Source organism: Aquirufa sp. ROCK-SH2 (genome assembly GCF_054558315.1).
This window is the reverse complement of record NZ_JBPXKB010000002.1, coordinates 379,143-394,031: the sequence shown is the minus strand read 5'-3', so window position 1 is coordinate 394,031 and position 14,889 is coordinate 379,143. Positions and strand designations below refer to the sequence as shown.

The 14,889-nt window shown below is 35.1% G+C and carries 11 protein-coding genes; 2 read left to right on the top strand and 9 right to left on the bottom strand.

The window, feature by feature from the left end:
* Nucleotides 1-67: 67 nt before the first annotated feature.
* Entirely contained in the window at nt 68-1,372 is a 1,305-nt protein-coding gene (gene thrC / locus V7S79_RS05595; protein WP_459489577.1) for a threonine synthase, read from the top strand.
* Nucleotides 1,373-1,704: 332 nt separating this feature from the next.
* The gene (locus V7S79_RS05590; protein ID WP_459489576.1) at nt 1,705-2,064 is read left to right on the top strand and encodes a hypothetical protein; all 360 of its coding nucleotides are present in this window, start codon (nt 1,705-1,707) and stop codon (nt 2,062-2,064) included.
* Between the two features lie 57 nt (nt 2,065-2,121).
* Here V7S79_RS05590 and V7S79_RS05585 read toward each other — a convergent pair whose 3' ends face one another.
* The 9 genes from V7S79_RS05585 to V7S79_RS05545 all read right to left on the bottom strand — a co-directional run bounded on the left by V7S79_RS05585 (nt 2,122) and on the right by V7S79_RS05545 (nt 14,878).
* Nucleotides 2,122-5,499 (bottom strand): efflux RND transporter permease subunit, encoded by a 3,378-nt coding sequence (locus V7S79_RS05585; protein WP_459489882.1) that lies wholly within the window; start codon nt 5,497-5,499, stop codon nt 2,122-2,124.
* Nucleotides 5,500-5,576: 77 nt separating this feature from the next.
* Complete coding sequence (locus V7S79_RS05580) at nt 5,577-6,692, bottom strand: efflux RND transporter periplasmic adaptor subunit (RefSeq protein WP_459489575.1); 1,116 nt, start codon at nt 6,690-6,692, stop codon at nt 5,577-5,579.
* Between the two features lie 18 nt (nt 6,693-6,710).
* Complete coding sequence (locus V7S79_RS05575; protein ID WP_459489574.1) at nt 6,711-8,054, bottom strand: TolC family protein; 1,344 nt, start codon at nt 8,052-8,054, stop codon at nt 6,711-6,713.
* Nucleotides 8,055-8,654 carry a TetR/AcrR family transcriptional regulator gene (locus V7S79_RS05570; RefSeq protein ID WP_459489573.1) on the bottom strand — a complete coding sequence of 200 codons (600 nt, stop codon included), beginning with the start codon at nt 8,652-8,654 and terminating at the stop codon, nt 8,055-8,057.
* Nucleotides 8,655-8,827: 173 nt separating this feature from the next.
* Complete coding sequence (locus V7S79_RS05565; protein ID WP_459489572.1) at nt 8,828-9,298, bottom strand: hypothetical protein; 471 nt, start codon at nt 9,296-9,298, stop codon at nt 8,828-8,830.
* 12 nt (nt 9,299-9,310) lie between these two features.
* Nucleotides 9,311-9,805: a hypothetical protein gene (locus V7S79_RS05560; protein ID WP_459489571.1), complete on the bottom strand. Its 495-nt coding sequence runs from the start codon at nt 9,803-9,805 to the stop codon at nt 9,311-9,313.
* A gap of 324 nt (nt 9,806-10,129) precedes the next feature.
* Complete coding sequence (locus tag V7S79_RS05555; RefSeq protein ID WP_459489570.1) at nt 10,130-11,605, bottom strand: DUF4301 family protein; 1,476 nt, start codon at nt 11,603-11,605, stop codon at nt 10,130-10,132.
* Between the two features lie 187 nt (nt 11,606-11,792).
* Nucleotides 11,793-12,251 (bottom strand): hypothetical protein, encoded by a 459-nt coding sequence (locus tag V7S79_RS05550; RefSeq protein WP_459489569.1) that lies wholly within the window; start codon nt 12,249-12,251, stop codon nt 11,793-11,795.
* 50 nt (nt 12,252-12,301) lie between these two features.
* Entirely contained in the window at nt 12,302-14,878 is a 2,577-nt protein-coding gene (locus V7S79_RS05545; RefSeq protein WP_459489568.1) for a hypothetical protein, read from the bottom strand.
* Between the last annotated feature and the right edge of the window lie 11 nt (nt 14,879-14,889).

Sequence of the window (14,889 nt, the reverse complement as noted above, 5' to 3'; positions counted from 1 at the left end):
CATAAATTTGCCTCCAATTCAGTATAATACAGCATTTAACTCGATCTTCTTCGGAAGGTTTCCGTCTATGATTCTTTACAGCACCGAACATAAAAGTCCAAATGTCAATTTAGAGGAAGCTATTTTTCGTGGTTTACCTCCAGATAATGGGTTGTATATGCCGACTGAAATCAAAAAATTGCCTGCCTCATTTTTTGACACGATTGAAAACAAAAGCTTTCAGGAAATTGCCATAGCTGTTTGTCAAAACCTTTTGGGCGATGATTTAAGTTTGGAAGAAATTGAAGGAATTGTTAATAGCTCAATGACATTTGAAGCTCCGTTGGTAAAAATCAATGAAAAAGTACATGTTTTAGAATTGTTTCATGGTCCTTCGATGGCATTTAAAGATTTTGGTGCGCGATTCATGGCAGCGATTATGTCGCATTATTTGCAAAAATCCCAACGTGAAATTCGCATATTAGTGGCTACTTCTGGAGATACAGGTGGTGCAGTTGCTCAAGGATTCTATCAAACACCAGGTATTTCAGTAACTATTTTATATCCCAAAGGGAAAGTTTCTGATATTCAAGAAAAGCAATTAACTACTTTGGGCGCTAATGTGACCGCTTTGGAAATTGATGGTACATTTGATGATTGCCAGCGATTGGTTAAGCAAGCATTTCTAGACACTGAATTAAGAGAAAAATACAATTTGGCATCAGCCAACTCAATCAATATTTCCCGACTGATTCCGCAGTCATTTTACTATTTTGCAGCTTATGCCCAAGCCAAACGCCAAGGCCTAACTGCTCCATTGGTATTTTGTGTTCCAAGTGGCAATTTTGGCAATCTAAGCGCAGGTTTAATTGCTTATCAAATGGGTTTACCTGTTAAAGCATTTGTAGCAGCGACGAATGTCAATAAAATTGTTCCTGAATACCTTTCAACAGGAAATTATTCTCCAAAACCAAGTATTGAAACAATATCCAATGCCATGGATGTAGGTAGCCCATCCAATTTTATTCGTATGAAATTATTGGCAGGCGGCGATTGGGAGAAAGTAAAATCAATTGTAAAAGGTTATTTTACAACAGATTCAACGACAGAAAAAACCATGGCATCCGTATTTCAATCGGATGATTATATTATGTGTCCACATACGGCCGTAGCATACGATGGATTAGCACAATACCGTGCTGAGTACCCAGAAGAAATTACAGGAATCATTTTATCAACAGCGCATTACGCGAAATTTTTACCTACGGTTGAATCTACCTTAGGCCAAAAAGTAGCCATCCCAACTCGTTTATCTGATTTATTATCCAAAGAAAAAGTAGCAATACCCTTGGGCACTGATTTTGAAGGATTTAAGCAATATTTATTGAGGTAAGAGGTAAGAGGTAAGAGGTAAAAGGTAAGAGGTAAGAGGTAATAGGTAAAAGGTAAGAGGTAATAGGTAAAAGATAAGAGTGAAAAGAGACAAGTGTAGAGTCAAAAGAGAAACGATGGCTGAGGTTCTCGAAGCCGTCCTCTTACCTCTTACCTCTTACCTCATACGTATCTTCTATCACTATTCCAAGAAATATAATTTTTTTAAGAAGAACTTTCTTGGAAAATTTAAATTTTACACGGATTTAATTTGTGCTTTATATTAAAGGACTAGATTTGACTCAAGATTTAAAAATTAAATCCCCTAAGTAGTACAATTTAAATAATACTTTTATGAAAAAGTTCATCACAAAAAGTTCAATGGTGGCCATTATGATGGTTGCTGGTATGTCGATCAGTATGTCAAGTTATGCAGCTGAAAATCCCACAAGTGTAAAAATTGAATCACAAGGAAATTTGAAATTTTTAATAAGCCCAGAGTTTATCTCGAAAGGTTTAACCGTAAACATATACGACGAAGACAAAAATCTATTAATCCAAGAACCCTTAAAATCGAAAAAGGTATTTTACATGGGCAATTTATTGGATGGATCTTATTCCATTGAAGTACTAGATGTTCAAAAAAACGTAGTTAACAAAAAATCTTTCAGCATCAAGACTGAAACAAAAAGAGACGTTATCGCGAAAAATTAATTCCACAAAAAAAGCCTTCGTAAATTACGAAGGCTTTTTTTATGTTCTGATTCCGAATTATTCCACAATCTTTTTCCTACCATATTTCTCCTTAATTCTCTCAGAAATATAGTACATACAAGGTACAATCACCAATGTCAAAACGGTTGAAAATGTCAATCCGAAAATGATTGTCCAAGCCAAAATTCCCCAGAATACTGCTGATTCAGAGCCGAAGAAAATATGTGGATTCAACTCAGTAAACATCGCACCAAAGTCGATACTAAGACCCACCGCTAATGGAATTAATCCCAATACCGCTGCTGAAGCTGTTAATAACACCGGAGTCAAACGAATTCCTCCTCCTTCGATTATCGCCTCTTTTAAATCATAACCACGTTTGAAACGCAATTCTTCAATAAATTCAATTAACAAAATTCCGTTTTTCACTACTATTCCAGCCAAAGCAATAATTCCAACGCCGGACATGATCACAGAAAATGTCATTCCAAAGGCTAAAAAGCCTAAGAATACTCCAATCAAAGACAACAAAATGGTTGCAAAAATAATGATGGGCTTAACGGCTGAATTAAACTGTGTAGCTAAAATCAAATAAATCAAAATCAAAGCGGCCAAAAAGGCTAATCCCAAGAAATCCATCGATTCCTGTTGATCCTCTTGCTCCCCTCCCATTTTAATACGATATCCTTGTGGCAAATCCAACGTTTCAAACAAACTAGTTAAATCCGCTACAATTTCATTGGCATTGTATCCTTGTACCACATCAGAAGACAAGGTTACTACCCTCTCTTGATTTTTGCGGTTGATTTGACTGAAGGAAGAAGCATAACGAATATCAGCTACAGCATTCAAAGGCACTTGGCGCAAGGCTCCACCTGAATTCATGTCGCGATAAGTAATATTCATCGATAATAATTTTTCAATTTGATTTCGTGAATCACCCTTCAAACGCAACTGAATAGGATATTCATCTTTCACATCGCGAAATTTGGATATTTCTGTACCAAATAATCCTGTACGAATCGCCATGGCAACTTGTGCAGAAGAAATACCTTCCCTACTTGCCTTTTCGCGATTTACATCGATTAAAATTTCAGGTTTATTGGTTACTAAATCTGATTTCAATTCTTGAATTCCTTGAATACCAGAGACAGAAATGGATTTTTTCACTTTCTTTTCCAAATCTAAAAGCACACCAAAATCATCTCCAGAAATTTCGATTGTAACGGGTTTTCCAGTTGGAGGACCATTACGCTCTCTTTCTATCGACATTTCTACTCCTGGAATTGGAGTTTTGGCAAATGACTGTTGAAGTTTCACTAAAAGCTCTTCTGTAGAGACACCATCTCTTAATTGCAGTTTTTCAAAAGCGATGGTTACCTTACTCTTATGTGGAGTTGCACCTCGATCAGGATTCATTGGGTCTCCTGCATTTTTACCTACATTGGAAATCACGGAATTAACAATTTTACCTGCATTTTCTTGCTTGATAAAACTAAATACACGTTTTTCAATTTGCTTCGTCATGGAATCCGTAACAACTGCATCAGTCCCGATTGGCATTTTGGCATACAAATAAATATAATCAGGATCTCCAGATGGGAAGAAAATCACTTTTGGCTTAGCGATACCTAATAGGATAAAAGTAAAAATCAACAACACAAATGAAGCCAAAACCGTATAAATAGGTCGTTTCCCAACAATGATCCAAGAAACCAAACGGCGATAAGAATTCTTAAATGCAGGCAATGTGCGATCTTGAAAAGGAATAATCCATTTAGGAGTAATCACAAAATGGTTGAATACGTAAAGGATCAAAGAAAAAACAAAGAAATTACCAAATCCAAAATGTCCAAATCCAAATCCAATCACATACCCAAAAACACTTAGACTTAATAAGATAAACACCGTTTTACGAATATCAGCGAAAGTTGGGTTTTTGACATCATTTTGCTCTTCATCATGTCTTTTCATGAATGTCATCGCAAAAACTGGATTCATTACATAAGCCACAAAAAGCGAAGCAAACAGGGTAATGATCAAGGTCATTGGCAAATACTTCATAAATTCTCCTACAATACCTGGCCAAAACAACAAAGGCAAAAAGGGAGAAATCGTAGTTAAAGTACCCGATAATACAGGAACAAACACTTCAGATGCAGCTAATTTCACCGATTCCACAATGCTTAATTTCTTGAAATTATTGAACAAACGATGTGAATTTTCAATAACCACAATGGCATCATCTACCACGATTCCCAAACCTAATAAAAAACCAAACAAGACAATAGTATTCAAAGTAAAGTCTAATCCTGGCATAAATAAGAAGGTCAATAAAGCCGACAGCGGAACTGAAAGTCCCACAAACACCGCATCTCTAACCCCCATAAAAAACATCAATACAATTACTACGAAAATAAATCCCAAAATAACGGTATTGATCAAATCTGCTAAATCGCCACGGGTACGTTCCGATTGATCAGCAGTAATTGATACCACTAAACCTGCGGGAAATCTAGACTCACGATATTCTTCAATCGTCTTCTCAATTCGATCTGCTGCTTCAATTAAATTCGCACCACCGCGTTTGATGACGTTAAGTGTGATAACCGACTTATTATTCAAACGAGCAAAATCCTGTTTTTCTTCATATCCGTCCTTTACTTCCGCAATATCTTTCAAACGAACCACGGCACCTGTACTTGAACGAATGATGATTTCACCAATTTGAGCGACGGTTTTAAACTCACCAGCTACACGCAAAGATCTGCGAACTCCTCCTACACTTAAATCACCTCCTGAAACATTCACGTTTTCTCCTTGAACTACACTTTGAATGTCGTAAAACGTAATTCCGTAACTCTGCATTTTCGCCAAATCCAAGTTAATTTGAATTTCACGTTTCAATGCTCCAATGATATCCACGCGGTTTATTTCAGGCATTCCCTCGATTTCATCTTGCAAATCCTCCGCATATTTCTTCAATTTATCCAAAGGATAATCCCCAGCAATATTGATATTCATAATTGGAAACTCAGAGAAATTAACCTCTGCTACGGAAGGCTGACGAGTCAAATCTTTTGGCAAATCTGTAATCGATTTGTCCACAGCATCCTGAACTCGTTGTTTTGCTATGGGTACAGTAACATCGGTGTTAAATTCAACAATGATTACAGAAATATCTTGCAATGCATTGGATTTAATACGCTTTACACCTGTAACCGCTTTGAGTTGTTTTTCAATGGGTTTTGCAATCACATTCTCAATATCTGCTGGAGTAGCTCCTGCATAAACGGTTTGAATCACCATTTGAGGAACAACAATGTCGGGAAATTGCTCTTTTGGCAATCGTTTATAAATTAAAAATCCCGCAGCAAAAATGATAAAAGTAAAAATGTAAACAGTGGTTCTATTTTGGCCTAGCCAACCCACCATGTTATATATCAAGCCCTTCCCTTCAGGAAGCTGCTCATTTTTTAAATTCTTTTCCATAAATATGTGTTAGCAGGGAATTAAAATGATATTGTTTGACCGTCTACCAAATCTTGAAATCCTTGCGTAATGATTAAATCTCCATTTTTCAAACCAGAAACGACTTCCGCTTGGCCATTGTAAGATAAGCCTAAAGTAATGCTTCTAGCTTCAGCAACCTTCTTGCCATTTTTCTCTACAGCCACATAGACCAAAGTTCCTTTTTCAGTAGTTTGCACCAAATTCTCATCGATGATCACAGCGTTCGACTTAGAAACGTCATTGATATTGATAACTGCCAATTGATTCGGTTTCAAATCTCCCGCATTCGGAATTTTTGCTTCAATTTCGAAAGTTCTTGACAATGGATTAACCAATTTAGAAACCAAAGAGATTCTAGCAGTAATTTCTTTATTGATGTCTGGAAATTTCACTGTAATAGGATCACCTGTTTTCACCGAACTAATGTAAGTATCAGAAATCTTAGCTGCAATTTTCAAATTACCAAGGTTCACTATTTGAACAATCGGCACACCTGGAGAAGCCATTTCACCTGCCTTTTGACGAACAATTTCAATGGTTCCTGAAATAGGAGCAGAAACTTTCGAAAGTGCTAATTGTGCTTGTAAAGTAACCAAACGTTTTTCCAAAGATTCTTTGTTTGATTTGGCACTGATAAACTGAACTTCTGTTCCAATTTGTTGATCCCAAAGCGCTTTTTGTTTTTCATAAAGCGTTTTTGCCAAAGCTAATTGATGACGAACTTCCTCCATCGACTCCTTTAAAATAGTATTGTCTAGCGTTGCAATCAATTGGCCTTTCTTTACATTTTGACCAGCAATGACTGGCAAAGTAACGATCACACCACCTGTTTGTGGACTAACCAAAACCGTATTTTCTGCCAAAACTGAACCTTGAGCTTCTACAAAGTGCTTAAACGTTTGTGTTTGAATGGGGCTTACAGATACAGCAATCACCTTGGTGTTTGCCTCTGATGCAGGATTCGCCTTGCCAACTTCTTTTTCAAGTAGTGCAATTTTAGCTGCAATTTCTTTTTCTTGGGCCTTCAAATCGGCTAATTCTTGTTTTTTGTCAACTGACTTTGAACAAGCCGCGAACAATAAAATTCCTCCTAATAATATATGTAACTTTTTCATGTTTCTTTTTCCTTTCAATTAATCGTTATATAATGTTCCATTTGCTTTTTCCAATTCAACTTTAGCTATCAAAGCATTGTAAAGAGCAGTAAAATAATTCACTTGCGATTCCTTCAATGAAGTTTCAGCATTCAATACCTCCAAATTAGATCCGACACCTTGTTGGTATTTTATGCGAGAAACTCTAGAAATTTCATTGGCTAATTCTAAATTTTCTTTTTGTTCTTTCAAAGATTCCAATGAATTTTTCAATGAAATCATGCTTTGATTTCGCTGTAAATCAATGGATGATTTAACTAGATCAAAACTCTGACGAACTTTTCTTAAGTTATTTTCCGACTGAATAGTTTTGTATTTTTTCGAGAAACCATCGAAAATTGGAACTTGAATGGCAAAACCCACTGTGGCATTATCAAACCAAGGCTTCGTTACTAGGTCTTCAATCACCTTACGACCTGTGTTAAAACCATAATTGGCATTCAAAATTAAACGAGGTAAATAGCCTGATTTTTGACTTTTCACATCTAATTCAGCTAAACTCTCTTGCGTTTTCAGGATGGAATATTCAATACGATTTGCATACTCGAATGGGCCATTTTGCGATTCCACAAGACTATTATTCAATTTAATTTGTTCCAAATTATCTTTCAAAACGATTGGCTCTTCCATCGGATAACCCATTTGAAATTTCAGTAAGGAATAAGCCATTTCTTGTAAACGATTGACATTATCAAATTCTGTTTTCAAGTTATTGGCTTGTACCTCTAAACGCTGAACATCCACCTTCTCCACAAACCCTTGGGCAAATAATGCTCTTGTTTCTTTCAATAGAGTGTCCAAACGACCCACATTTAAGGCAAATAATTGCTTTCTTTTTTCGTTGACCAAAATGCTATAATAAGCTTTTGCAACATTCTCAGCAGTTTGTTGTTTGGATTGTGTCAAACTTTTAACGGACAATTCTTTGTAAACCGAAGAAGCTTTTAGGCCTAATAAATAAGATCCATCAAAAAGCAATTGAGTTAAACCAAAATTGGCAAAACCAGAATTTTTTACTCCAAATTCAGCAGCAACAACTTCATTTGCTGGGGCTGATGGATTGAAAGTATTAGCCGGAATGAACATACGTTGAATAATCAAGTTATTCGTGTAATTCACTGAACCATTCACTTGGGGAAGCCCCATAGCCTTGATTTCATTGATTTTTGCATCAGCATTAGCAATGTCAATTTGGCCATTTTTAATTTGAACATGGTGGGTAACTGCATAATCTACAGCCTCTTTGAGACTGAAAGATTGCCCATATACTGCGGTGCTCGCAAGCACCAACCCAGAAGCAATAATTTTTCTTAGGCGGATCATTTATTTGTTTGTTTGGTAAGAATTATAAAGCGTTAAACCTTTTTCTGTCAAAATGCCTCTCATAAAAATGTCTGAGAATACCAATTGAGTTTCAAAAAGCGATAATTTATTATTGGGAAAAAAGTCAGGATTAAAAGCTAAATCTACTTCGGCCATACGTAAACGTGCCAAAAGTTCTACTTCAATATCTGAACGAAAATAGCCTTCCTTAATACCTAACGTAAAATCTGCTTGTATTTTTTTAATGGTAATTTCCTCTTTGTATTCAACAAATTTTTGGAAAGCCAATGGGAAATATTTTTGAATCTCATACAGTATGCGCGGATTCAAATCAGTCAACATATCTTTCAACATATCAAAAGATTTATACATCTTTTCGATTACATTCGGATATTTTAAATCTAGCTCATCCCACTTTTTAGAATCTGATTCAATAAATGATTCCACTACCTGCAAAACCATGGAATCCTTATCCGGAAAATGTTGATAAATCGTTTTTTTGGAAATGCCCAATTCCGCTGCTATGGCATCCATAGTGACAGATTTCACGCCATAACGGAAAAATAATTGAGTCCCTTTACACAATATACGCGATTTCATACTTCGAGCTATTTAATTTAGCGAAGCAAAACTAAGGAAACTTTGAAAGATTACAAAGTTTTTTATATAAAAATTTTAAGAAAGAGAATGAGGTAAGAGGTAAGAGGTAAAAGGTAAGAGGTAAAAGTTTTTTTCTCTCTTCTCTTTTCTCTCTCCTCTTTTCTCTTTCCTTGCTAAATCCTCTCCAAAACAAAAATCTTTTCCACAGCCTTTAATTTTTTGACATTATTGTAAATTCGAAAAATTTCATACATAACCATTGAAGCCGCAACCGCCAAAAAAATAATGGAAAAATCGACCTTGAAATAGTAAAGGTTGATGGATTTTGTTTCAAACCTTACAAAAGAAAAAATTGAGAAAAATAACCAATAAATCGCAGCAAAAGGTTTTAGCAAAGAGCCTTTGTCTACCTTTGCATTGACTTGAACATTGATCTCATTTTTGCCTTCGCTAATCTCGACAAAATGACTTTCTTTATTTGATTTAAACGGAATGAAACCATTTGTCGACAAAACAATTTCACTAGTACCTACAGGCAGCAATAACCAATCATCTGAAAATGCATAGATAGACAATTCCTTATTTTGCCCAAGAAAAACTTTGATTATGCCTTTTGTGCTGTTATGAAAGGTGACTTTTTCCATAATTTGAGAGATTTAGAGGTTAGAGGGAATATAATTAACGACAAAAATACTTTTCAGTTTCTTGATTCTTCGGTAACATTTAATAATCAAATGAACATATACTGGAATAAGTAAACAGAATAAAATTGCATTTATCAAGTTAAGCAATTGTTCACTATTGACCTTGAAATACGCAAAATTGAAATCCTCGGTCTTCAAATCAAAAGAATTAACAAAGCCAGATAAAGCCAAAAACAACAAGAATGGTAATTCTATTGGAAAATTTTTATCTAGCATTGGATCTAATTGAATTTGTACATTACTTATCCCCGCTCCAACATCAATCCAATGCCTTTCTTTTTTAAACGAAATACCCAATAGTTTCGACGATACAATTATTTCGGATTTACCAACAGGGAATTCAATCCAATCTTCAAATCCAGGTAAGATGGTGAGTAACATCTCCTTCCCAGAATAAATACTCACTGATAAGTTGGCATTTTGGTTTTGGAAATAGACTTTTTCCATAATTTGGAAAATTTAGAGGTTAGGTTAATTTGAATTTCAAATATAACTTTAATATTGAATATCTTATACTTTAAAATGTTTTTTTAGAATTATTTCTACTCATTTATTTTTAAACATTAAGACGTTAAGTATCATTAAGATTTTTCTCTTTTCTCTCTTCTCTTTTCTCTCTTCTCTCTTCTCTTTTCTCTCTTCTCTTTTCCATATAACAAAAAACCCTGTCTGGAGACCAAACAAGGTTTATGTAATCAAGCATTTATATACTTTACTTTAATTTCTTAAAGTTCACAAAAATAGGGCTTTTTTTACAAAGCCAAAAAATATTTAGTTCTGATGTGCATCTCGCAATAAATCATTCACAGATTTTACTGGATTAAACGTCTCCAAAGGCACTTCGACAAAAATCGTATTCCAAAAAGCCATGGCACCATTCCACAAGCCTGGCAACTCCTGCGCCTTCAATTTTCTTCCATCTTTGGTTTTTTCAGTGATAAACCCAGTTGACATATCTCTAAATTTCAGTAAATCAAATGGTTTACCAGCTAGATCTTTGGTAGAACAAACTAAATCAACTGGATTAAAATGCGTCGATCCTGTAAAAATGGCCATTTGTGCCGCATTGGAAGCATCTACTTGTGCCGATTCTACTAATTGCAAGGTACTATTGCCATCCGCATCTTTACACCAAAAAGGACCGCCTCCCGGCTCACCCGTATTTTTCACTACCCCACAAATCCGGGTAGGACGATTCAATATACTTTTTAGAAAATCAACTTTCTCGGAAAGAGATTTGCCTACAAAATTATCAGCCAATTGTATCCCCAAATAATCAGAAGCAAAAGTTGTCACTTCCTGAATAACTTGTTCATTGGGGCTGTTTTCTAATTTTGCATACAACTGTTTAACGTGATCCACAATTTCAATTAGTAATCCACCCAACACCTTTTTGTACACAATGGTAGGCTCTTTTAATTTATCGGGAACCACATTATCAATGTTTTTGATAAAAATAATATCCGCTTGTAGATCGTTTAGATTTTCCAACAAAGCCCCATGTCCCGCAGGTCTAAACAGTAAAATTCCATCAGAATCCCGAAATAACTCATTGTTTAAATCAACAGCCACCGTATCAGTAGAAGGTTTTTGCTCTGAAAAAGTGATATCGTATTGGATGCCAAATTGGGCTTCCATATTGGGCACAACCTTTTCAACTAAACTTTCAAATCTTTTGCGATGTTCAGGGGAAACGGTAAAATGCAAACGAGCAGTTTTGCCATCAGAAGCATAAGAAGCAGCCTCTACCAAATGTTCTTCTAAAGGAGTACGTGGCCCCTCCGGATAATAATGAAAGGCCAATAATCCTTTCGGCAAAGAGCCGTAATCCATACCATAAGAAAGCAACAATTGCTCCAAAATCTCCTTTTCAGTGGACCACTCAGGCAATAATTTCTTTAGTTCAGGTGCAAATGCAAACTCGCTAATTCGTTCAAAAAACACTTTCGACTCCTTATTCTCTTTATCTTCTGTCAAATGCTCAAACAAAGATTTAAACATTCTAGTCGCAGCACCTGAAGCAGGTACCATCTTCAAAATAGAGAGATTCGATTTTTTTTGATCAAAAATCTGTTGGTATTTTTCAATTTGTTCCTTAGATAATTGCAAAACGCCATCCGAGGGGGTAGCGGCTTTACCAAGGTTCATCCAAGGAAATCCATTTCTAAAAAAATCAACTTGCTGATTAATTTCAGCTTGATTAATACCTTTTTGTGCGAGTTGAATTTTGTCGTTTTCTGTTAGCATAGTTATTGAGATTGAGCATAAATATCACTAAAACAAAAGTAATAATTTTAACGAAACTCATCATCAAAATACAAAAAACTTGAAAAGAGAAAAGAGGAAAGAGGAAAGAGAAGAGAAGTAAGACGAAAATCTTAATGATTCTTAATGCCTTAATGTTAAAAAATAAAGGAAGAGCAGAGAAAAACTATTACCTATTACCTAATTCATCTCCCCTTATCCGAACGAAATTCTTTAAGAGTTCAATGAGAATAAAAAGAATAAACAGACAGATTTTAATTACTAAAATTGTTAAAGAACTATTTTTTGAAAACAATAAATACGCGAAGGCGCTGTAAGCAAGCAGAACATAAACCCACTTTTTAAATTGATAACCGAAAGTCAACAAAGTGGTTGATTGGTTAGCAGTGATTATCAAAGTTTTTGATTTAATAAATCCGAAAAAAACCAACCTCAATCGATAATGACCATACTTTTTAGCAATTGAGCTAACATCAACCTCCAAATGTAATGGCCATTTAACCCCATCAACTTCTAATTGGGTAGGTATTAACGTTCGAAATATCCAAGGAATTTTATGAAATCGAAGGAATTGATTTTCTCGAAGTGTATCCTCCAAATGGATTTTTGTGGTCAGATTCTGTGGCATTGGATCTTAGAGTTAGGAAAAGGAATTGGTACAAACATATATTAAATCAATCAAAGACTATAAACAATAGAAACAATCAAACTTCTTCCAACTAAAAAATTTTCTTGACTACTGCTCGAGTAATTGGTAACTGTGATATAATTTTTCACCCTATTATCTAATAAGTTACTTCCTTTAAGACCGCAGGTGAACTTCGACTTCTGTGGGCGATATTCTACGGAAGCATCCATAAAATGCAAAAAATCTACGTTGGGAGCGAACTTATAAGAGTTGACCGCAAAGCGAAATGTATAGGTGTGCTTTCTGAAAAATATGCCCAACTGATTTCTATAAGTCGTATTTGCAATCGTTTTAGAATTATTTGTATTGATGTTGTTATACACATCCAAAAAGTTTTGAATAGAAATATTTTTCAAAAAACCTGTTTTTACACCTAAACCCCAATGCATATTGGCCGATTGCATGGATCTGGGCGTAGATTGATTTAGTAAAATAGGAAATGAAATCTGATTGAAATCGCCCACCGCTTTAAGGTTAATGGATAGAGCATTTAAAAAATAATTCATTTCCAATCGGCCAAAAAATATCTCCATAGGCTTGTTTAACCAAATTTTTTGGCTCAAAGAATATCGCCTTGAAAGCTGGAAGGCATCATAATAATCGGCTGCGGTTTTGCTGTAATTTAGCGCTAAAACATAATAGAAATCGTTCTTTATATCATTGCTTAGATGAATGGAATGTGTTTCTTTGATGGGAATATTTGCAAATAACGAATCTTTTCGCAGATTTCTTATGTCTGTAAAGAGGGTATCCGCAATGATGTAATTGCGGTAATTTCGGGAAGGTTGCTGTTGGAAAGTATAGTTGATGCTTTGCCCAGCCAATTTATAATCCAAAGAAATTTGGTAGCTGATCATTTCCGTTGATTTCCCTACAGATGAATTTTGTAAACGGTAAGTCCCACTCCCAATTTCTACGGAATATTTGAAATCGTTCCATTGGCCTTTTAGATTTTGCGTGATATCAACATTGTTTTCCGAATAATCGCTCAATAATTTAATGGGAGAATATACCATTTGATTCACGCCAAATATGGCTATTTTGGTTTCGGTGATAATCTTTTTGGGGATAAAAACGTGAATGAACTTAAGGTAATTTTGTGTTATTGAAATGGTGTGATCAAATTCTTGTAGCCGAGTGGTATTTTCAGAAACTCGATCAATGATAGCCAAAGAATAATGATTGTTCACTTGAGTGTGAGAAATGTTGTATTGCAAAGCGGATTTTTTGCCTATTTTGAGCGTATTCAAAGATTCAATAAATCGGTCCGTCCAAGTGGCATCTTGCTGTGACTGAAAACCCAAAACTTCATTAATGGTTTGTGAGTTCGCATATTTGACACGACTCGTATTAAACGCATAGGTGCCTTCCATGATCCAATGCTGATTCGGTTGGAATTTTGAATAAACCGATTTGTCCCATTTTTTTACTTGGGTTTGAAAGGCATTTTTGTCGGATGTTTCAAAGCTTAATTCAGGCAAATAAATCCGATTCGTACTTCTTTGAAACACATCATATTCATCCATTAAACTCATACTATTGAAACGGATTTTAATGTTTTTGTGTAGTTTCAATAAGGCGCTAAGATCCCCTACCCACTGCTGATTCCGGTTGGCTTTTTGCTTTTGACTATTTAAAAAGGGACCACCTACGGAAAATAATTTTTCAGGTAAATGTTCATACATTTTATCCGCAGATTGGAAACTGCTATAATCAATTTTTGAATTATTATCACCCAAATTATTCAAGCCTACATTCAGTAATGTTTTGACTTTTTTTGTATTGATGATCGTATTGGAAACAATTCCCAAAGCATTAACTTGATTTTCCACCAAACCCGCATCGAGCGTACTGTTATTTGTTATCGTGAATTTTTTGGCAAATGTTAAATTCAATGCCACTTCATTCGAACTCCCCAAGGAACTAATGATGGAGTTTTCAGAAAAATGATCAAGCGCCTGAACTTCATCAATGTCATCAATATTTAAATTTTTGGTTGCCAAGGTATAATTCCGATCAACCAAATTTTCTCCATCAATCAAAACCGTGGAAATATTTTTGTTTCGGTATTTAATCATTCCCGAATTTTCATCTACCTCCAAGCCTGGCAATCGTTTTAATAAATCTTCAATCTTTCGGTCATCGGGCAATTTTAGGTTTTTTACCTTGTAAATAACCGTATCAGGTAATTCATAAATGCCCTTGTTTGCCTGTTTGACTATTACTTCTTGTAACAAATAGGTGCTATCTTTTTGGAGAAAAAAAGTACGGGGATTTTTATTGTTAGGGTCAAAAAATAGCTGTTGTTTTAGTGAATAAAAACCTAAAACATTAATCGTTAATTGAACGGGAATTATGGGCAAAATGATACTGAAATGACCATTTTCAATTTCTGAAAAACCTAAATGATTTTCTAAGCTATCTTCTAAAATGGTAATACCAGAGGGAATCAATTGTCTATTCGAACCATTTATAACCGTTCCTTTTAAGGTCCAAGTTTGAGAAAAAACTTTTTGAGAAATACAAATGACATAAAAGAACACAAAAATGCAAAGACTGTTCTTCATCCCTAAGATTT